General features: G+C 60.3%; 13 protein-coding genes and 3 pseudogenes. 13 read left to right on the top strand and 3 right to left on the bottom strand.

Annotation, left to right across the window (positions count from 1 at the left end; translation table 11 throughout):
* Nucleotides 1-118: 118 nt before the first annotated feature.
* Entirely contained in the window at nucleotides 119-1,624 is a 1,506-nt protein-coding gene (locus tag PMN64_RS21305) for a porin (RefSeq protein WP_411782024.1), read from the top strand.
* Nucleotides 1,625-1,720: 96 nt separating this feature from the next.
* Here PMN64_RS21305 and PMN64_RS21310 read toward each other — a convergent pair.
* Nucleotides 1,721-2,219 (bottom strand): annotated as a pseudogene (locus tag PMN64_RS21310) (IS110 family transposase); the annotation flags it as partial.
* 461 nt (nucleotides 2,220-2,680) lie between these two features.
* Nucleotides 2,681-2,922 (bottom strand): annotated as a pseudogene (locus tag PMN64_RS21315) (recombinase family protein); the annotation flags it as partial.
* A gap of 347 nt (nucleotides 2,923-3,269) precedes the next feature.
* Between PMN64_RS21315 and PMN64_RS21320 the strand changes: the two are divergent.
* The 5 genes and pseudogenes from PMN64_RS21320 to istA all read left to right on the top strand — a co-directional run.
* Nucleotides 3,270-3,461, top strand: coding sequence for a hypothetical protein (locus tag PMN64_RS21320; RefSeq protein ID WP_411782038.1), 192 nt, complete (start codon nucleotides 3,270-3,272; stop codon nucleotides 3,459-3,461).
* Nucleotides 3,462-3,516: 55 nt separating this feature from the next.
* Nucleotides 3,517-4,539: an amino acid ABC transporter substrate-binding protein gene (locus PMN64_RS21325; protein WP_411782025.1), complete on the top strand. Its 1,023-nt coding sequence runs from the start codon at nucleotides 3,517-3,519 to the stop codon at nucleotides 4,537-4,539.
* A 12-nt stretch (nucleotides 4,540-4,551) separates the two neighbouring features.
* Nucleotides 4,552-5,745 carry an amino acid ABC transporter permease gene (locus PMN64_RS21330; protein ID WP_411782027.1) on the top strand — a complete coding sequence of 398 codons (1,194 nt, stop codon included), beginning with the start codon at nucleotides 4,552-4,554 and terminating at the stop codon, nucleotides 5,743-5,745.
* Nucleotides 5,742-6,824 (top strand): amino acid ABC transporter permease, encoded by a 1,083-nt coding sequence (locus tag PMN64_RS21335; RefSeq protein WP_411782028.1) that lies wholly within the window; start codon nucleotides 5,742-5,744, stop codon nucleotides 6,822-6,824. Before PMN64_RS21330 ends, PMN64_RS21335 begins: the two co-directional genes overlap by 4 nt.
* 414 nt (nucleotides 6,825-7,238) lie before the next feature.
* Nucleotides 7,239-8,014, top strand: a pseudogene (istA, locus tag PMN64_RS21340) (IS21 family transposase); the annotation flags it as partial.
* A gap of 281 nt (nucleotides 8,015-8,295) precedes the next feature.
* Here the strand turns inward: istA and PMN64_RS21345 are convergent.
* Entirely contained in the window at nucleotides 8,296-10,275 is a 1,980-nt protein-coding gene (locus tag PMN64_RS21345; protein ID WP_411782029.1) for a recombinase family protein, read from the bottom strand.
* Between the two features lie 1,147 nt (nucleotides 10,276-11,422).
* On the opposite strand from PMN64_RS21345, the gene PMN64_RS21350 reads away from it, so the two are divergent.
* The 7 genes from PMN64_RS21350 to PMN64_RS21380 all read left to right on the top strand — a co-directional run.
* On the top strand, nucleotides 11,423-13,348 hold the full coding sequence (locus PMN64_RS21350) for a TonB-dependent receptor (protein WP_411782030.1): 1,926 nt from the start codon (nucleotides 11,423-11,425) through the stop codon (nucleotides 13,346-13,348).
* A gap of 248 nt (nucleotides 13,349-13,596) precedes the next feature.
* Entirely contained in the window at nucleotides 13,597-14,013 is a 417-nt protein-coding gene (locus tag PMN64_RS21355; RefSeq protein ID WP_411782031.1) for a hypothetical protein, read from the top strand.
* Nucleotides 14,010-15,401 carry a Y4yA family PLP-dependent enzyme gene (locus tag PMN64_RS21360; RefSeq protein WP_411782032.1) on the top strand — a complete coding sequence of 464 codons (1,392 nt, stop codon included), beginning with the start codon at nucleotides 14,010-14,012 and terminating at the stop codon, nucleotides 15,399-15,401. Before PMN64_RS21355 ends, PMN64_RS21360 begins: the two co-directional genes overlap by 4 nt.
* Entirely contained in the window at nucleotides 15,383-16,393 is a 1,011-nt protein-coding gene (locus tag PMN64_RS21365) for a PLP-dependent cysteine synthase family protein (RefSeq protein ID WP_411782033.1), read from the top strand. Before PMN64_RS21360 ends, PMN64_RS21365 begins: the two co-directional genes overlap by 19 nt.
* A complete protein-coding gene (locus PMN64_RS21370) occupies nucleotides 16,390-17,529 on the top strand; it encodes an NAD/NADP octopine/nopaline dehydrogenase family protein (protein WP_411782034.1) in 1,140 nt (379 codons plus the stop codon). Before PMN64_RS21365 ends, PMN64_RS21370 begins: the two co-directional genes overlap by 4 nt.
* Nucleotides 17,529-19,418 (top strand): IucA/IucC family protein, encoded by a 1,890-nt coding sequence (locus tag PMN64_RS21375; RefSeq protein ID WP_411782035.1) that lies wholly within the window; start codon nucleotides 17,529-17,531, stop codon nucleotides 19,416-19,418. Before PMN64_RS21370 ends, PMN64_RS21375 begins: the two co-directional genes overlap by 1 nt.
* Nucleotides 19,415-20,465, top strand: a 1,051-nt coding sequence (locus tag PMN64_RS21380; RefSeq protein ID WP_411782036.1) for an MFS transporter, incomplete at its 3' end; no start/stop codon positions are given. The genes PMN64_RS21375 and PMN64_RS21380, both read left to right, overlap by 4 nt.

A 20,465-nucleotide genomic window follows, 5' to 3' on the forward strand; every position in this document is an offset into this window, starting at 1 on the left:
GGTATGGCGCGACAGACAGGATGAGAGCGAGTCTCGCCTTGATCGCCGCGCCGCAGTCAGGTTCTCGTCAGACATGATCTTTATACGACGCGATCATGTTGCCAACTTGGGGGTATCGATGAAGCTGGCGAAGACTCTTTTCCTCTGTTCTGCGGCAACGTTCGCTGGCGCTGGAGTGCGGGCGGCTGATCTTCCTGCGAAGGCTAAGGCAATCGAGTACGTGAAAACGTGCTCCCTGTACGGAGCCGGCTTCTATTATATTCCTGGCACTGATACCTGCATCAAACTCGGTGGTTATCTGCGGGTCCAGGCGGGGCTGACCACGAACTCTCTGTATGACGCAGCCAATAGCGGTTCGGCCGGCGCGCAAAATCGCCTGCGTAATGTCTACAGCACCGGCTCGCGTGAAGATCTGACCATCGATACGCGCACGCAGACGGACTACGGCGTAGTCCGCACATTCTTTGATAGCGTATTCACCTGGAACGCGGGCGGCTATGCCGGCACTGCTGCAGTGAATGGTTCGACCGCTTACAGCGGGGCTGCCGTCGCTGGTGGCACGCTGGGTGTCTACTACGCCTTCATTCAGTTTGCTGGCCTCACGATCGGCAAGGCGCAGTCGCAATTCTCCGCTCCGTGGGCTAACTATCCAGGCAACAACTTTGACGGCTTGCCGGGCGGCGGCGGCTGGGACCCGGTCAACCAGTTCACCTATACTGCAGACTTCGGCCAAGGCATCACCGCCTCGTTTTCGGCCCAGGACCAAGTTCAGCACGACACAACCAACATCTGGAACGTGAGTGCGGCGACGGCCTCGGGTCTTGCGACCGGTGCGTATGGTGGGAACGACATCGCCGGTACGGCGTCTCCGGATTTCATTGCCATGCTTCGCGTTGACCAGGCTTGGGGCGTGTTCCAGGCCGCGGTCGCCGCGCATGACAATCACGCCGCCTACTACGGCGCCGATGAAGCGACAGGGCATCCTGCTGACAAATGGGGCTGGGCTGGACAGCTGGCGCTGTCGATCAAGAACATCCCGACTGGTCCGGGTGATACGGTCAACCTGACAGGTGTTTATACGAACGGCGCAAGCCGTTACAACTTCCAAGACTATATGTCGACCAGCTACGCGATGTACGGTGGTACGGGCCTTGCTGGTGCTTATCAGAGCGTCGGACTTGGCGGTCTCTCTGACGCAGTGTTCGTTGCAGGTTCGGGCCAGGAGTTGACCACGACCTACGGCTTCCGCGGTGGCTACACCCACAACTGGGATCCGCGCTGGGCCACCAGCGTCTACGGTGCGTGGGCTGCAGTGCGATATAACAATACAGCCAAGGGTTATATCTGCGGCGCGTTCCTCGCAACGCTTGCGCTGTCAAGCGGGGCTGCCGGCTGTAATCCCGACTTCAACTATGCGGTTGTCGGTTTAATGACTGGCTGGACTCCGATCAAGAACCTGACGTTCTCGGCAGACCTCGCTTACACGATGCTCGACCAGAAGTATGCTCGCGGAAGCACCGTGACACTGCCAGTGCAGGCGGGCATTGCCAAGCCTGGTGCAACCTACGAGCTGAAAGACCAAAACAGCCTTACGCTGCTGCTCCGTGCTCAGCGCAACTGGTGAATGGTCCTCAACTATCGAAGAAGGAGATAACGAAACGGCTCTACTGATCTAATTTGACCTCCAGGAAGGCCTCCAGCATGCCCGCCCGGGGGCCTTTCATAAGAAATTGGCGTCGTAGTCACGGCCCTTTGCGAGCATGCTCCAGGCCATGCGTGCGAGTTTGCGGCCAAGGCGACAACCAGTGCATTCGAGTGGAGCCGCTTGGACGCTGCTTCCAACTAGGCTCCGAACCCGTGCCTAGACCAAGTCTGGCGCCTCAGAAGCACGGCTCTGGCCCCTTGAATGAAGAGAGTTCGCAGGTACCGGTTGCCGCGCCTCGATATGCGGCCGAGAATGGTTCGATCGCCGGTCGAGAATTGTTTCGGTACCAGACCAAGCCACGCCGCAAAGTCGCGGCCCTTGCGAAAAGCATAGCCAGTCCCGATCGCGGCGAGCATCGCGCTAAGATGATCGGTCCGACGCCCGGCGCAGTCATCAGGCGATGACAGTGTGCATCCTGCTCGGCGAGCTCCTTGATTTCTTTCGCAATTGACATAACCCGCCGGTCGAGGTAGCGCCAGTTCTCGACCAAGTCCCGAACGAGCTGAACTACTCGTAAGTAATCTGGGCCGCTGTTGGCGGTAGGGCCTGGCCGCGAAGCGACCCGGCAATCTTACCGGCGAGGACGTTACGCCTGCGGCGCGGCAATCAAAGTGGGAGTGCTCTCTCCTAGATTGCCGCGCTACAAAATCCGGCGCTCAAGCGCCCTAGCTGCAACGCAGTGCAGATTCAAGGCGATGTGGCGGGAGTTTTTGTACGAAATGCGCCAATCTGAAGCCGAGACGACTCACTCAGGTGAGAAACGAAATTTGTTCGTTCGCTGCATGCTGTGTTTGTCGGGACAATGACGCTCAAATTTGTCATCGCGTTCTGCGCGAGGAGGGCACACCCAATTCGTTGTTCAAGACCGCTCGGCCGAGGGAGTTGGAACGGCGCAAGCGAGAGAGATTGCGCATCTCAGACACTGATCGCCGGTTTCTACAAATTGCCTTAGCACTCTGTTTCTCAGCTAGGTGCCTTATTCAACTCAAAGGCAATCGCGCGGGATGACTTGCCGGCAATGTAGTCTGCAAAATGCGGCGCACGACACCGGCTTCCACATCGTTAATCGTCCGATCGCCGCGGATCCGCCCGCCATCTGCCGCAAACTGCTTCACCACGTCGTAGCCGAAGCACAGCCCGCCTCCGGACTTGCCGTCCTCGACGCGGCGCGTCTTGTCGGCCAGGTCCTTCAAGAAGAGGGCGTTCATCGTGCCCTTAGATTGCTCGAGGAGTTATTGCCTTCTGGCCGCTTGTAACCGACACCGTTAGAACTTTGCTCGCTTCCGCTCCACCGCGAAAGCGTTGTAGCTGCCGACGCTCCAACTTTGGATACCCATTTCATTGACTATCGCGCCGTTCCGCCGGATATTCACGATCAGTGGGTTGTGCCGCTCAGGGTCACCGTGATGAGAACGAACGATCGAAACGTGATGAGCAGCATACGAAACCGCGTGTTTCATCGCTGCGTCTCGGCGGCGACCGGCGTCTGTTGTTGATTCGTATCGACAAATCCAAAGCGATCGGCAATCAGACAGGAGCGCCGGAGTTCGGCGACCGAGCATTTATGTTCCAAGCCTATGTCATCGAAGTATCGAATCGAACCGCGGGTATCGTTGTCAGCGAGGAGCGCGGCGTTCGGTTCTTCTCATCCGAACGTGCCTTTGACAGCCTTGACGGCGGTCATTTTGGCTCCGCCCGTGCAGCGGAGCGTGCGGTGAGGGCGCTTATCGAGCAGCGGCGGCAGGTCCGGCACTAAGCAACCTTGAATTGGACCCATCGAGCATCGTTGCAATATCATTGAGGAGAGTCGGATGATTACCCGTAGCCGCTGGTGTAGATGGCTTGCTGCGTCGTTGGTCGGCGCGGTCGGCTTCATCTCAACGGCTGCCTCTGCCGGCCCAACGCTCGACAGGATCAAGTCGCGCGGTTTTATCAAGGTCGGCGTTGGCACCACGCCCGGGTTTTTCGTGCCAGACAGTAGTGGCCGGTGGCAGGGCTTCTTTATCGACTATGGACGTGCCTTGGCGATTGCGGTCTTCGGTGACGACGACAAGGTGGAGTTCACGAGCTCGTCGCCGCAACAGCGTCTACCGGCGCTCCAATCTGGCGAATTCGATGTCCTGCTGTCCGGCGTGACTGTTACGCTTACACGCGCGTTCAAGCTCGGGTTCCATTTCGGGCCGACCATCTTCTATGACGGGCAGGGGCTCCTAGTCCGCAAAGACATCGGCGTGACGTCGGCATCTCAGCTCGACGGCGCCACGATCGGCATTCAGAGCGGCACAACAGGCGAGCTCAACATCGCGGATTTCTTCCGCAAGAGCCAGCATAAGTTCACTCCGGTCACGATCGAGGACACCAGCGAATTCGTCTCCGCCCTTCAGTCCGGCCGCGTGGACGCGATCACGCAGGACTCGTCAGACCTGGGCGCAAAGCTCACCCAGCTGAAGAAGCCGAATGACTACATCCTGCTGCCAGAGCGACTGTCGAAGGAGCCACTGGCGCCGGCGGTGGCCAGTGGGGACGACCGCTGGCTCGAGATCGTCAATTGGACCGTGTATGCGACCATCCAGGCCGAGGAATGGGGCATCACCTCGCAGAATATCGACAGCTTCCTGAAGTCGGACGATCCTGCCATCCAACGTTTTCTGGGTGTCGATCCCTCACTGGCTCAGGCAATCGGGCTCGATCCAAAATGGGCCTACAACATCATCAAGACGGTCGGAAATTATGGCGAGATCTTCGATCGCCATCTCAAGCCGCTTGGCTGGGAGCGGGGCTATAACAAGCTCTGGACCAGCGGTGGCCTATTATATTCTCCGCCGTTCCGCTGACATGCGTCACTCATGAGCGTTGCGCCCGAAACATCGCGCGCGGCGAAGCGACCGGGCATGCGGCGCCGGGTCTCGGGCTGGTTGGGTCCAAGGCCGGTGTTGCAGCTCGTGATCGTGGCGGGCGTCCTCGCTGCCGTCATCCTGCTCGGAGCTAACATCGCGACCACCATGGCGCGGATTGGGGTGACACCGGGGTTCGACTTCCTGGAACGCGCGGCCAATTTTGAGATCGGGGAGGGCATGATTGCCTTCCGTGCCGGCGATAGCTATGCGCGGGCCATCGCAGTCGGTCTCTTGAATACGACGAAGATCTCGTTGCTGGGCTGCTGTCTGGCGACAATCCTTGGTGTCGCGCTCGGCATGATGCGGCTTTCGGGCAACCTGATGCTGTCTGGTCTCGTGCGCTGGTATGTCGAGATTGTTCGCAACACCCCGCTGTTGTTGCAGCTGTTCTTCTGGATCGCTCTCGCCCACGCCCTGCCACCGCCGCGTCGCGCCATTACCTTGCTTGATGCCGTCTTCCTGACCAACCGCGGCGCGTACGTGCCGGGCATCGTCATAAGCGATCTCTCGGTCGGAGCGATGCTGGTTGTGGCCGCGGTGCTCGGGGGCTGGATCTGGCTCCTTTGGCGCGGCTGGCGCCAGAAGCGGGCAGGTCTGCAGGCTCCGATGCCTGCCTCCGCCTTGAGCATTCTTGCGGTCGGTGCGGTGCTTGCAGTTGGCGGCACAAAAATTGGCATCGAAGTGCCTGCAATCAACGGTTTCAACATTCGAGGTGGCTTCAGCCTGACGCCCGAATTTGCAGCACTGCTGGTCGGACTGATTGTGAAGTTTTCTGCGATCATTGCGGAGATCGTCCGCGCCGGCATCCTGTCGGTCCGCCGGGAGCAATGGGACGCTGCACGTGCCCTGGGACTTCATCGCGGCAAGGTCATTCGGCTGGTCGTCCTGCCACAAGCCTTGCGCGTCATTACGCCATTGACGACCTCGAACTATCTCGATCTCGTCAAGGACTCCAGCCTCGCTGTCGCGATAGGCTATCCGGATCTCATGAACATCGTCAACACCACCGCCAATACGACCGGGCAGGCATTCGAAGCGCTGCTGATCGTCGTGGTGCTCTATCTCGCCCTGAACCTCGCCGTTTCGGCATTGATGAACGTCTATAACCGCAGGGCGGCGTTGCGCGGGGAGCGAACGGCGTGACGGCGATCGAGGCTGGAAGGCTGCGTCCAAGGCGTAAGGAAGGGCTCTGGACACGACTGCGGACGGGTCTGTTCGGGACTTGGCTGAATTCGGCCGTTACGGTCATCGTGGGCCTGCTCGTCCTGTGGCTTCTGCCGCCTCTGTTCCGCTGGCTGGTGTTTGATGCGACCTGGCGGGGAACTTCTGCGGACTGCCTGGCGCATGACGGCGCGTGCTGGGCATTCGTCGCAGCAAAGCTGCGCTTCATGATCTTCGCGTTTTATCCGGTCCAACTCGTGTGGCGCCCGGCACTTGTGTGTCTCTTGCTCACTGCCTTGTTGGCCGTTACGGCCATGCCGCGCTTCTGGCGGCGCGGACTCGTGGTCGTCTGGCCGGTCGTCATTGTCCTGTGTGGGCTATTGATGGCCGGCATACCCGGGCAGTCGCCGATTTCATCGAATCAGTGGGGCGGGCTGCCTGTGACTCTGCTGGTCTGGGCGGTCTGCTTTGCCGTGTCGGTGCCGTTGGCGATCCTGCTGTCGCTGGCACGGCGATCCAGGATGCGTGCGCTGCGGTGGCTTGCGATCGGCTACATCGAATTCATGCGGGCGATACCGATGGTCGCAATCCTGTATTTTGCGACGCTGATCTTGCCCATGGCGCTGCCGGCGGGGCTCTCCACCGACAAGATGCCGCGCGCGATGATCATGATTTCGCTGTTCTGGACGGCCTATATCGCCGAGGTGATGCGCGGCGGTCTGCAGGCCGTTCCGATCGGTCAGGAGGAGGCCGCAGCCTCGCTTGGGTTGGGTTATTGGCGGGCGATGCGGCTGGTCATCCTGCCACAGGCACTGCGAATGGTGATCCCGGGTCTGGTCAACCAGGCCATCGGCTTCCTGCACGCGACGTCCTTGCTTGCCGTCATCGGTATCGTCGACATCCTCAGCGCCGCGAAGGCAGCGGCGACCGATCCCAACTGGCTTGGATTTTACAAGGAGGCGTTTCTGGTCGCGGCCGTGCTCTATTTCGCGATCGGTTATAGCGGTTCGCGCTACAGCCTCTGGCTCGAGCAGCGCCTTGGTCGCTCCGGTCCGCATTGAGGGTTGGCCGTCTGCGCATCCAAAACGAATGCGCCGTTGTGACTCAGACGAACCACAATCACGATATGAAACGCATTAGTTACGCATTGCTCCGACATCTAGGTGCCCATCGACGCGCCGATCTCCAGCAATCGCTCGCGAACCGCACCCTCCCCGCTGTGCGGTGAGGATCCAACAACACGAATTTGACGCGGCGTCGCTCCCGTTACTGCCTTCAAGAAGCGACGCAAGCTTGCGCGTCGGAGTAGCTGCGTGTTTCGGCAATTTCCGGACACCGATTTCGGCAATTCGCGGACAGCGATTTCAGTAATTCCGGGACAGGGATTCCGCTAAATCGCGGACAGTTGCGGGAGGTTGGTTTTCGGGAGCGCCGTTCAGGCAATGTTCTCTCTCAAGCTGAGTTTGAGAGGGGCAATGCCGAGACGGAAGCAAGCGAAACGAACCACTGTGAAGGACCTACGATCGATCCTGAGGCTGACGTACGAGCAGGACCTGTCGGTTCGGGAGATCTCGGAACGGCTGCAGATCAGCAAGAGTTCGGTCGCCACCTACCTGTTGCGGGCACGCGAGGCGGGCTTAAGCTGGCCGTTACCGCCGATTTACGCGAGCGAGGCGGCGTTGCAGCGGGCTCTGTTCCGGCGGGTCGGGCGGCCTCCGCAGGACTTGAGCGAGCCCGAGTGGCCGCGGGTGGCGCAGGAGCTCAAGCGCAAGGGCGTGACGCTGACGCTGCTTTGGCAGGAATACCGGACGGCGCATCCCGACGGCTATGGTTACACGTGGTTCTGCGAGAAGTTTGACGCCTATCGGCGCCGGGCGAACCCGACCTTCCGTCATCGCCGCGCGGCGGGTGCAGTGATGCAGACCGACTATGCCGGTCCGACGGTGGAGGTGATCGATCCGCAAACCGGCGAGATCCGTCAGGCGCAGATATTTGTCGCGGTGCTCGGGCCTCGTCGCTGACCTTCGCTATGGGGAGCTTCGGTCAGCGACTACCAGATTGGATCGAAGGCCAGACCCGGGCCTTGTCGTACTTCGGCGGAGTTCGCAAGGCGATCGTCTGCGACAATCTGAAGGCCGGGGTCGTCAAGGCGTTGTGGTTCGAACCGACGCTCAACCAAACCTTTGCGGCCATGGCCGAGCACTACGACACGACGATTTTGCCGACCCGCAGCCGCAAGCCGCGCGACAAGGCGAGCGCTTCATACTGCACCCGAGCAAAAGATCAAGCTACCTGGGTTGCAGACTGTCAGTGGTGTCCGGCTCGCTGTCCCCGATCATGATCCGCTGGAAATAGCGATCACGATCCTGTGGAATTGGTGATCACGATCGTTTGGAACGCGCACGTGCGCAAGCGATGCAGAATTAGCCCTCGCTGCACGGGAGGCAATAGAACAGCGCCCGGGTGAGTTTTGATGTTCGGATGAAGAAACGGGGTCGCAGCTCGAAGAGAACAGCGCGAGCATCCGGCTCACTATCTTCGGTCAGGCAAACCATGTCGCACAGGTCTCCCGGCCAGACGGACCAGCCCTGCCAATTGATAAGCTTTGGCAAGCGAGCCGAAATGGTGGATCACCGTTCCGGCAGATGGCAGATTTGGATCGTCGTCAATGAGACTGAATGAAACCGCGCCCTGCCGTTTCGCGAGCCGCCTTAACCCCTTCAAAATGTCATCGGAACGATAGCGCAGGAAAGGGCGCTGTCCAGGATAGCGCGGCTTTCGCTGAATGATCGTGCCGTCCTTCCTACGCTTGCGAGCGGCTGACATGATCTGCGAGTGGCTGCGAGGAGGTAGATTTGCCAAGGCCCTTGCTTTGGTGAGCGAGCCAAACCGCTTGGCAAAGTAATATGCTGTCGGCGTAGCTCCATTCTGGTCGAGCAGGTTTGCAGACATATATCCGTGCTGCTTTTCCAAGCGCCGCAAGGCACCAAGAAGCTTTGCATCGGTCCAGCGAACACCCTGATAAAATTCATCATAGCCCGCCGCCTTTCGGCGCTCCCAGGAGCGTCGCTGGGTCTCATCATGAGAAAAAACTGGCAGGCCGGCCTCTCTCATGGCTACAGGCAGAGAGCCGAGGTGTCTTCGGATGTAGGCCTCGGAGGGAAGGCTCGAATACTTGCTGATGAGTTGAGTCGAAACGTATCCCTTCGTCGCATAGAGGTTTCGCAGCCCTGCCAGAATAGCCTTTTTGCTCCAGTGCTTTCCATTGTTGCCGAACGGAGATACCGGTGGCGGCTTGTAGCCAACCTCCGCATATGCGGCATGAAGCGAGCCGAAATGATTGACGACGGTCTCCGCCGACGGCGTATCCGTCGCGTTCTCGATCAGTCTCTGTGTAAGGTATCCCTCTAGCGCAAGCAGCTTCTTCAGGGACGCCGCTATCGTTGGTTTGTCCCAGGACCGGCAACGGGCGCGACGTTCTTGCGCCCTTCGGAACAGCGAAATCGGCACGATCGGTTCGAAGGCAGCAAATCTTGTCCATGAGGACTCAGGAATTTTCAGCACGTGACCTTGCAGCCGGTGAGAGGTGCGATTGTACGTCATCCGCCCGATGCAAAGTTCGCTTGAAAGAATGGTGCGGATGGTGGCCGGGCTGAGAGGATCGTTTCCGTAGCCCTTTATGCCTTCCTTGGCAAAGCGCCGGGCAATCTCGACAATAGAAAGCTGGCTACGTACGTAAAGGCGGAAAATACGCCTTATCACGGCGAGTTCTTCAGGTGGACCCGGGATGACAATCACCTTGTCATTATCGAGTGCCTTCCTCTCACCGTTGGCCAAGACTTGCCTGGGCTTGCGCGCTGAGTCTACAAGAAGTCGCCGGAAGCCGTAGACCAGCTTCGCGCCCTGGCGAAAGCCCAGTTCCGCTTGTTGACGGTGGGCACGGGCCAGTTTTGTCGAGAGTTCGCGGCTGTACTCACCAGCCATCACCCGCTTCAAGTGCTTAACGATCGTTGTGATAGGAGCAACGTCTTCTCCGAATGGTTCTGCGCAATAGATGACGCGGAGCCCTGCCTGCCGACACAAAAATTCGTAGTGCGCAGCTTGGTCCGGATTTTGAAAGCGTCCCCACCGGCTAACGTCGAGGACCATAATGGCGTCAAAAGCACGCTCGGCGGCGAGGGCGTCGCTGAGGAGTTGCCGCAGCGCGTCGCGGCCTTTCAGCGAAAGTCCACTCTTTCCTACGTCAACATACGTCGCCACGACTTGGTAACCATGCTGCTGAGCATACTCAGCAATCGCATTCTGCTGGTTTTCAGTTGAGTAGCGCTGGTTCTCGGACGACATGCGCAAGTACTGCGCCGCGCGTATCGGGGCATCGGATGATGATGTCGGGAGACTATGGGACATGACCCCTCCTTCGGCGCGTCCCGGACGCGACTTCGAGAGGCGGCGGGCGGACCTCAAAATTTGCTGGCCACTATGTGCTCGCGACTTGGGGCTGCGGGACATCATGCGAGACTGGCGCCAAACGAACAGGAAGCTACGCCCCCAAGCGCGGCTCAAATTTAAGAGCACGACGTCAATAAAAATGGCCGATCCTAATCTATTGGATGATTCAAGCTCAGGTTGTCCTTGTCAAGAATAAGCGAAGCCAGCTCAGATCTGGGATTTTGTACGAACCGGACGGACGGAGCTCGCAATGAACCTTGTGTTCGTCGGTTCGTGGACAATTCCGAGTGAACACCGAGTCGAAACAGGTTCGCGATTTCTGTCCGGCGACGACAACGTTGATTTCCGGTGATGTATCGCCTCCAGGTCGGTGCGTTATCGGGCGGCTGAAGGCCCCGCACCACACCAGCGGAAGCTCATCGAAAAAGTTGCCGCGTCCAGGAAAAGCATGGCCGCTGGCGAGAGCGCGCTCGTCTATCTTTCCTGCCAAATTTCAACAGCACTGATTTGGATTCTTTCAAAGCACCTTTGGAATCTTTCCAAAGCCAGGGTCAGCTGACTCGAGTCGTCGATGATCGAGGCATTCTAAGTCGCAGCGCACGCATTTGCGTTGCGGTCACCATAGCGCTTCTCTAAAGAGGCAGTGCAGATCGCTAGCAACCGGACCGTGCCGATAAGGCACAGGCAACCAATCCGGAGTGCGAGTCTGCGGGGAAGCTGATTCACAGAGCCATAAGCGTCGGCCGAGCTCGGACGTAGAGAGCGGATCGTCGATTCATGCTCGTTGCAGGCCGAGCGTGGAAGCAGTTGACGTTGGGCGACGTGCTGTTGATGGGGGGACTTTCGGGAAATGGGACGTGCAGGTGGGGATGGGACGGTAGCTCGCTTTGGTGCGACACTGCTGGGTGGAGTAGCGTTGCTGGCGTGGTTCGGATCGCCGGCTCAGTCCCAAACGCCGCAAGGCGGCAACTCCCTCCCACCCGTTACCGTTGATGCTCCGACACAACAGTCGGTCCGTCGCGCACCGACCAAACGAAGTGCCGCTCAGATCCGATCGACTTCACGGCGCTCCGCGGCACCTGCCACCCCGCAAACCGCCGAAATAGTCGCGGTGCGATCACAGCCGTCGCAGTCGGGTGTCGTGCCCGCCTTTGCAGGCGGCCAGGTCGCTCAAGGCGCGCGGCTGGGACTGCTCGGAAACACCAACACAATGAAGTCACCGTTCAACGTGACGAGCTACACGGACAAGTTCATCCGGGATCAGCAGGCGGCAACGGGTGCAGATGCCTTGATCCTGGATCCCTCCGTGCGCAGTTCCCACCCAACGGGCGGCATAGTCGATTCCTTCAACATTCGCGGCTTCCCAATCAACGAAGGCAACAATGGTGAGTTCGCCTTCGAGGGGCTCTACGGGATCGCGCCGAGCTACCGCATCTTCACGGATTACGTCGAGCGCATCGAGGTGCTCAAGGGTCCGTCAGCCGCGCTCTCGGGTATCGCACCCAACGGCGGCGTCGGCGGCGTCATCAATGTCGTGCCTAAGCGTGCGGGAGAGGATTTGACCCGCCTCACCGCGAGTTACGGTTCGGATGCGCGGTTCGGCGGTCACTGGGACGTCGCGAGGCGCTACGGCGAGGGCAAGGAATGGGGCGTGCGCGCCAGTGGCGGCCTGCGCGGCGGCGACACGCCGATTGATCGCCAGTCTGAAACGACCGGCGTCGGAGCGCTGGCACTCGACTATCAGGGCGAACGGTTCAGGTCCTGGCTCTACGTTATCGCCCAGACCGATCGGTTCGACGCTCCGTCACGTCCGTTCCTCATGACTGCCGGTGTGCCAGTGCCAAAGGCGCCGGACGCCCGGCTGAACGTGACGCAACCCTGGGAATGGTCGCGCATCAACGATCAATCAGCCTTGTGGCGCAACGAATACGATGTAACCGATCAGGTTACGCTGTTCGCCGACGTCGGCGGATCGCGGACCAATGTCGAGCGGTTCTTCGGTCTTCCGACGATTAAGAACACCAGCGGCGACACCAGCTCGTTGCCGCAATTCTTTGGGCTCAGCATCGATCGGTACACATATGATGGTGGCGTCCGCGCCCGATTCGATACCGGACTCGTTCATCATGCCGTCGCTTTCCAGGCCTCGGTCTATCATGACGAACTGTATCGGCGGCTCACCAATGGCAGTCTGGTTACGTCGAACATCTACAATCCGAGCCTGGCGCCAACCCAGTTCGCAAGCGAGATACCCGGCCGCCCTCGGCTCTCGGACAGTCAACTCACGGGGCTCTCGATTGCTGACACCTTGTCGGTGCTCGATGAGCGCGTCCTGTTGACGTTGGGTGTCCGGCGCCAGGGCGTCGAAGCGAACAACTATCTCTCCAACGTCGGAACGCTGACGACGTCCTACGACAAGAGCGCGACCACCCCCGTGGTCGGCCTCGTCATCCGGCCCTGGGACAACATCTCTCTGTACGCGAACTACATCGAAGGTCTCAGCCGGGGCGAGGTCGCGCCGCAGACGGCTTCCAACCAAGGCGAAGTGCTCCCGCCCTACATCGCCAAGCAATACGAGGCTGGCGTCAAGGTGGACTTCGGACGGATCGGAACCACCTTCAGCGCCTTCGAAATATCGAAGGCGAGCGGCGAGTTGTTGGCGGGGCGCTTCGCGGCGACCGCCGAAACGCAGGTGCGTGGGCTCGAGTTCAACGTCTACGGCGAGCTCATGCCCGATGTTCGTGTCCTCGGAGGCGTTTCACTGCTGGATGGTACCCTGACGAAGACCGCAGTCGCGGCAAACGTGGGCAACACGCCAATCGGCGTTCCGAACGTACAGGCCAATATTGGAGCCGAGTGGGATCTCCCGTGGGTGAGAGGGCTCACGTTGAATGGAGCGGTCATCTACACGGGCAGGCAGTTCGTCGATGCAGCGAACAAGCAGCCGATCCCGGATTGGACGCGGCTCGATCTCGGCGCACGCTACACGACGGCGATCAACGGCAGGAAGACGATCTTCCGCGCGAACGTTCAGAACGTGACCGGTGAGAACTACTGGTCCAGCGTGGCGTCATTCGGAACGTTCTTTCTGGGAGCCCCGCGCACGTATCTTCTGTCGATGACCGTGGACATGTAGTGGCTGCTCTACAGTTTGGTGAGACGCTCCATGGATGCTTGTGAAGGCTCGATCATGGGAGGAGATATCAGCGCATTTGGTCGCGTGCTACCACTGCTGGACAAGCTGATCGAACATCTCGTTCGTGAACAGTCGCGTGCCTGCAGAACCTCTGGTTCCTCGTCTCGGTATATCGACACCAATGAGGCAGTGCCACTCCGAAGGCACTGCGTGAACGGTTCCTGCTCATAGAAATCAGGCCGGCCGATATGAAAATTTGCCTCCTTTCGCCAACATGCTTGATCCCGACCGAAGAGGTCGATTCCGACAGAGTAGCGGAGGTGCAGGCGCAAATCCTCTGTGCGGGCTGCTGGACTGTTCCGATCACGGCGGAGAAGGATGCCCTCTGCGTGATGGACGGTCATCACCGGCTGGCAGTCGCGCACCGCCTGCAATTGCCGCTCGTGCCGGTGATTCTCTTGGACTACAACGCCGTGCGGGTGGAGAGCTGGCGCCCGGGCCAGACGATCACGCCCGCGTGCATCCTCGCGATGGCGCGCAGTGGCCGCAAATTTCCCTGCAAGACGACGCGGCATATTTTTGATCAGAGCTTGCCCAATTGCAACCTGCCGTTGGAGAGCTTGCGCCACCTTGCTCCAACAGACGCGGAAAGGGCGAGGTCGTGACCTTGCATTGCCACAAGCCCGGCGCGGGGCTCTCACCGGTTCTGCGGCCAGGCACGGCGGAGCTGTTGGCTGGCAACGGCCCGCTGCTGATCGATTGGATCGCCCGACATGGGTCGCCGGTAAATCTGATTTGGCCCGATGAGCTGCAGAGGAATGTCGCGGCACTCAGGGGCGTCTTGCGGGAGAGCGGCGTCGCGCACGCGCTCTACTACGGAGCGAAAGTCAACAAATCGCCCGGGCTGTTGGCCGCAGCTCTGCGCGCTAGGGCCGGCATTGACGTCTCAAGCCTTTATGAGTTGCGAGATGCCAGACGGCTCGGTGCCGACGGCACACAGCTTGTGGCGACAGGTCCGGCGAAGACGGCGGCATTTCACAACGAGCTTATCAACTGCAATGCTCTCATATCGGTGGATTCACCGGAAGAGCTCGAGGATCTGATCCGCTGCCTTGCAGCAGGCGGCCCGGTTCAGGCGGTGCTGCTGCGTTTGCGTCCCACCAACCAGGCACGGAGTCGCTTCGGCATGCCGGCGGCGGCCATCCGGCGGTGTCTCTCGCGCATTGCTGGCGAAAGCAGGTTGCGCTTTGACGGGCTGCACTTCCATCTGAGCGGCTATAGTTGGGAATCTCGTGCGCAAGCGCTTAAAGAAGCCGCCGGCTTGATCAACGAATCCCGCGCCCAAGGTTTTGCGCCACGCATGATCGACATTGGGGGCGGGCTGCCGATCCAATATGTCGACCAGCGCGCCTATGAGGCGCATCTTGAGGTACAAATGCCTGAGGACTACCGTACCGGGAAGGTGCCGGCCTCCTTCTATCCCTACGGGGGAGGGCTTTCCGCGGCGGAGTGGCTACGCTGCCTGCTGCGCGCACCGATGGCCGATGGCCACACCTTCGCGAACTATCTTGTGCATGAGGGGCTGGTGCTGGGGATGGAGCCGGGGCGAGCTCTGGCCGATCAGGCCGCGATTTCCGTCTTCCGGGTGTTGCGCGTGAAAGCCGTTGGCCCTGATGCCCATGTCATCTTTGTTGAAGGCAGCAGCTTCAGCGCTTGCGAAACCTGGTTTGGCTCCGAATTCCTGGTCGATCCCATCCTGGTTCCAGCGATATCGCCGCCGGTCGCTGCAAAACCTGTCCGAGGTTATCTGGCGGGCCATAGCTGCTTGGACGAGGACGTCCTTTGCAATCGATGGCTCACCTTTCCCATCGCTCCACAAGCGGGAGACCTTCTGGTTTACGCCAACACCGGCGGCTACCAGATGGACCTCCTTGAAAACGAATTCCATCGCCACCCGATGCCGAGCCGCCTTTGTGTGGTTCGGGATGCAAAAGGGCAACTCACGCTCGTTCCCGATACGATAGGAGAGGCAAAATGCTCTGCACGACCGTAAGCCAGTTGATTGGCCAAACGCCGGTGATGCCGATCGCCGTACCCAACAGTGATGCGACGCTGGTGCTGAAGCTTGAAAAGAACAATCCGGGCGGCTCCATGAAAGACCGCATGGCGCGCAGCATGGTGCTTGCCGCGCTTGAGGACGGGCGCCTTCCGCCGGGCGGCACGATCGTCGAATCGTCGTCCGGAAACACCGGGATCGGACTGGCGATAGCCGCATTGGAATTGGGCCTACGCTTCATTGCCGTTGTCGATCATCACGCCGCGCCGGACAAGATCCGCACAATGCGCGCGCTGGGTGCGGAAATTCGCTATGTCGAAGGCAATTATCGCGAGGACGAGGTTGCGGTGGTGGAGCGCCAACGGCTGGCTGCACAACTCGGTGCCCAGCTTCCCGGTGCGTTGTTCATGAACCAGTCCGACAATCCGGCAAACCCGGAAGGCTATGCCGGTTTCGTCGACGAGCTCCTGGCACAGCTTCCAGACGGCGTCGATGCTTATGTCGGCTGTGTCGGCACTGGCGGGTCAATGACCGGTATCGCGCAGCGTCTAAAGCGGGTTAACCCTGCGGTCCGGACGATCGCCGTGGAACCGGCCGGCTCGATCGTCTTCGGCAAACCCGGCCATCCCTACTACCAGTCGGGCACGGGAACGCCCGCCGGCGATGAGGTCGGCAAGGTGCTCGACTATGGATGCATCGATGAAGGGGTACAGGTCACTGACACCCAGGCGTTCGAAACGGCACGTTTTATCGCGCGGCGCTACGGACTTCTGGTAGGAGGCTCGACCGGGGGCACCATCTACAAGGCGTTGGAATTCATTGCGGCCGCCAAGCTGTCTGGCACGGTGGTCACGCCCGTTGCCGACGGTGGCGAGAAATATCTCGGTTCGGTCTTCGACGATGAATGGATGGCCAAGCGTGATTTGCTGGATCCGACAATCGCCGCACAGCTCGACGGCTGGCTACCCGGAAGGGCGCGCGCAGCATGAAGGTGACGATCTGCGGGGCAGGGCGCACCGGGCATTTGAATGCCGTGCTCTTCAAGCAGCGCCCAGGTGTCACCGTTTCCGTGCTGACGGGAGCAGCCGCCGTTGCCGATCTGTGGAGGAGCGGAGAGGGTGTTTGGCGGGCGCAGATGCCGGGCGGCCACGTCTTGAGCGGGCGGCCCGACCATGTCGGCACCGATCCGAGCGAGGCACTCATAAGCACGGACATGGTGATCGTAACGCAGCCGGCCCACGCGCGGCCTGCGCTTCTAAACGACTTCGCACCGCATCTCCCCCGGGACAAGCGCGTCTATGTCGGCGCGATTCCTGGTTTTTGTGGCTTCAACTGGCTCGCGGCAAAAATCTTTTCGGGCACAGACAATGTGGTGATCTGGGGCATGAAGGACGTGCCCCATACGGCCTTTGACCTGGTCCCGGGTGAGCGGGTGCGCATGGGCGGCGCCAAGGCTCAACTCTTCGCGGCGCTTCATCGCCGCGAGACCGCAGCGAGCCGCACCGAACTCCAGGCGATGCTGAGCGGCCTTTATGAAGCTCCCGTCACCCTGCTGCAGGATTATCTGGAAATCACGCTGACGCCGGGCAACGCAATGATGCATCCCGCCGTGCTCTATGCCTTGATCGGCCCCGGCGCACCCTGGGAAAACAAGCCCTTCGACCGCCCGCTTTGCTGGTGGAGCGATTGCCCGCGCGCCGGCGCTGAATTGCTGGAGGCCTGTGATGCGGAAAACCAGGCTATCCGCCATGCGGTCGAATCGCGCCTGATTATTGATCTGAGTTCGGTGAAGCCGCTCCGACAGGAATTGATCGAGGCTTATGGCAGCCAGATCGAGGACAACCGGACCATGTATACGCTGTTGCGGACCAACCGTGCTTACGCGGGCATTCACGCGCCGCTCGTTCCCAATCCGGATGGGCCCGGCCTAGTCATCGATCGCGCAAGCCGCGCTTTCCACGAAGACATCGCCTTCGGGCAGGCGCTGCTGGTGGAATTGGCCGCGCGGCTTGAGGTGGCAACTCCCGCCATCACGAAAACCTACAATTGGGCGCTGAGCTACCACGGCGGGTTCACCGAAGGTGCGTCGGCTTGTTTGCCCGCCAACTGGCCGGAGGAAGCGTAATGGACGAGAGGATGTCTTCCTCCGCAGGCGCTGGAGCTCAGGCGCATGCTACGCAGCTTTGGTTGGGCGCATCGCGCAATGCGCTTAACCGGTTGGTCCGCTGCTTGTTCGCCGAGCGTCTCCTTGCACTTGATGCGTTATTGTGGGCGCGCGAGGGCAACCAGGCATGGCTCCCGCTTTGGCAGTCACGCCGGGTCCTGCACTTCACCGACCTGCGCCGTGCGCCTGCCGGAACATTGCAAAATCGTGGTTCTATCGAAGTACTGGACGAGACCGGCGCGCGGCGTCGGATCGATGATCCCTCCGACCTCGTCAGGCAGGTCGTGCCCGCCTTGTCGATCTCGCCTGCATCTGATGGCGTCGAGCATCTCATGCGCGACGTCGAGGACAGCATGCGCAACGACGTCCTGGCGCGCCGTCACCGGGAGCGCTGGGGCACCGAGCTGCGAGGGAAGGCGGCCGAAGCAGGCGCGCAGGGATTCCTCGCATATCTGGAAAAGAGCCTGCCGCCGCATATGGCGGCCATGGCTCTGGATCAGTGGGGCGCGCTGGAAGGTCACCCCTTCTATCCGACATGGAAGGCTAAACCCGACCTGTCGCCCGAGGACGTCACTGCTTTGTCGCCTGAGTTCGGTGCTCGCGTGCGCGTCCGGATAGCAGCGCTACGCAAGGAATGGTCCTATGTGGAGAAGATGCCGCATGTCGGCAGCTATTCGGAATGGTTCGCCCAAAACTTCCCCGAGCTCTGGCGCGATTGGGCCGAAGGATTGAGTAAGCGTGGAAAGTCTCCTGACGACTGGCTGCCTCTGCCTGTCCATAGCTGGCACCTTGACAATTTCCTGCGCCGTGAATTTGCGTCCGAGATAGCTTTCGGGGTTTTCGACCCGGATGGCCCGGAGGTCGTGACGCTGCCGTCGATGTCGTTCCGCACAATGCTGCCGGACACACAGGAGCCGAGGCCCTTTATCAAACTGCCGGTGGCGATCTGGATGACCAGCGAACAGCGCACTCTGCAGGCCAAGTCGATTCACATGGGACCTCGTCTCAGCACTCTTATTTTCGATATTCTGTCAAAAGAGAGGGATCTTTCCGACAGGCTGGAGATATTCACCGAAGAGCTCGGCGCAATCCTGCACCATCCCGTAACGGGCGACGAGCATCCGGGCCGCTTTCTTTCGGTTGTCTACCGCAACTCCGACGCCCTGGCGCGCTGTGATGGACTGTTGCCGGTCACCGTCGCGGCACTTTTGACGGCAAGCCCGATCGATGGCCGCCCGCTCATTTGCGAATTGATCGCGAGAGGCGGCGATGAAAGCGAAGCAGCCGTATCTGCGTTCTTTCGTGCCTATGTAGGGACCGTCATCCGGCCAACGCTCGCCATGTATCTGCTCTACGGAATTGCCTTTGAGGCGCATCAGCAAAACAGCACGATCCTGTTCGATGAAACCGGCCGCCCGCGAAAACTGCTGATCCGTGATTTCGGCGACGGCCGCAGTTTTGCGCCCCTGTTTAGGGAACGCGGGCACCACCTCAAGCCATTCACTCGCACGGGGATCTTACCCACCACATTTGATGACGATATCAGTCTCGTGCGCTCATTCGTCATCGATGCCTGCTTCGTCTGCCATCTTCATGAAGTCGCACTGTGCCTCGACGAACATTATGCACTGCCAGGCATGGGTCTTTGGCGCATCCTGCGGGAAGAGGCCGAGGCAGTTTTCGACGCGCTAAGGCCGCGCATGTTGTCGGACGCGTTCTGGCTGGAAGAACGCAAGGCCTTTATTGAGAGACCCTGGCCGAGCCGCTCTGTGCTGCGGATGCATCTTGAGCGCTATCGCGACTATCGCCTTGAGCACGAGCTGCCAAATCCAATGGCGGGAACGGAATGACAAATGCTTCCGCCGCGGTTCGCGGCTTCGGACCTGTGTTTGTTCTGCTGTTCGGGCTGCAATTCATTTCCATGGGGGCCATGGAAATGAGCGGTCCATTCTGGCCGATCGAAATCAAAGCATTGAGCTCGTCCGACAGCGTCTTTGGACTCGCAGGTGTTGGTGTCTACGTTGGCCCGATGCTTGGCATGTCGCTGACCAGCGCGTTTTGGGGGCGCATCGGCGATCGCTACGGCAATCGGCTGATGATGGTTCGGGCGCTCGGCGGTCTGGCCGTCACGCAACTGCTTGTTGCTGTTGCGCAGGATGTCTGGACGATCATGGCGCTACGCTTCTTGCAGGGCGCCTGCGCCGGCTATATCGCCCCGGCGCAGGCCTATGGCGTCCAGATCACCGGCGGGAAGGACCGCGCCAGCCTCTTCGCCTGGCTTCAGGTTGCTACCAATGTGGGCTCACTGGGCGGTGCTTTCCTGGGCGGGCTCATTCTCGATCGCTTCCCTTTTGCTGCAGTAAATCTGACGGCCGGGGCAGTTTGTGCGCTGTGCGCTGCCGTTGCCTGGTCGAGCCTGCCCGTACCGGCGCTGGGAGCTGTTGCCGCCAATCCCGGAGGCGCAGCTATCGCAAAACCTACGGCGTCGACCGGTGTTTCGATCGCAGCTCTTCTTGCCTTGATGGGAATGCTGCTCGCCAGCCGCATGGTCCTGCAGGTTCCTTTCTCACTGTACATGACCCAGGTATTTGGTGCCCGGCACTGGGTCGCTGGCCTCACTTACGGGCTGCTGGCGTGCGGCTTTGTCGTGGCCGCGCCCTTATGGGCGCGACTCTTCGAGAATCGAACGTCGTCCTATGTGCTCGGCGGGAGCGTGCTCATTTCGGCCGCGTGCGCTTTGGTTACGCATCTGGCGGGCAGCACAGGCTCCGTTGCCGTATTCGCAGCCCTGTATTTTATCTGGGGCGCGCTTCTTGGGGGAACGACTCCGATCCTTCTCGCGCTCATTTCGGCAGCCGTGGCGAGTGATCGGCAAGGTTCGGTTCTGGGCCTTGCGC

It is taken from the genome of Bradyrhizobium sp. UFLA01-814 (assembly GCF_046718885.1).
Classification (GTDB): Bacteria; Pseudomonadota; Alphaproteobacteria; order Rhizobiales; family Xanthobacteraceae; genus Bradyrhizobium; species Bradyrhizobium elkanii.

What these genes read in the sequence shown, in the direction of transcription:
- PMN64_RS21345 (WP_411782029.1), bottom strand. Translation starts at nt 10,275, where the DNA reads ATGATGTCCCGCAGCCCCAAGTCGCGAGCACATAGTGGCCAGCAAATT.
- PMN64_RS21320 (WP_411782038.1), top strand. Translation starts at nt 3,270, where the DNA reads ATGTTCCAAGCCTATGTCATCGAAGTATCGAATCGAACCGCGGGTATC.
- PMN64_RS21330 (WP_411782027.1), top strand. Translation starts at nt 4,552, where the DNA reads ATGAGCGTTGCGCCCGAAACATCGCGCGCGGCGAAGCGACCGGGCATG.
- PMN64_RS21370 (WP_411782034.1), top strand. Translation starts at nt 16,390, where the DNA reads ATGAAGGTGACGATCTGCGGGGCAGGGCGCACCGGGCATTTGAATGCC.
- PMN64_RS21365 (WP_411782033.1), top strand. Translation starts at nt 15,383, where the DNA reads ATGCTCTGCACGACCGTAAGCCAGTTGATTGGCCAAACGCCGGTGATG.
- PMN64_RS21325 (WP_411782025.1), top strand. Translation starts at nt 3,517, where the DNA reads ATGATTACCCGTAGCCGCTGGTGTAGATGGCTTGCTGCGTCGTTGGTC.
- PMN64_RS21375 (WP_411782035.1), top strand. Translation starts at nt 17,529, where the DNA reads ATGGACGAGAGGATGTCTTCCTCCGCAGGCGCTGGAGCTCAGGCGCAT.
- PMN64_RS21350 (WP_411782030.1), top strand. Translation starts at nt 11,423, where the DNA reads ATGAAGTCACCGTTCAACGTGACGAGCTACACGGACAAGTTCATCCGG.
- PMN64_RS21355 (WP_411782031.1), top strand. Translation starts at nt 13,597, where the DNA reads ATGAAAATTTGCCTCCTTTCGCCAACATGCTTGATCCCGACCGAAGAG.
- PMN64_RS21305 (WP_411782024.1), top strand. Translation starts at nt 119, where the DNA reads ATGAAGCTGGCGAAGACTCTTTTCCTCTGTTCTGCGGCAACGTTCGCT.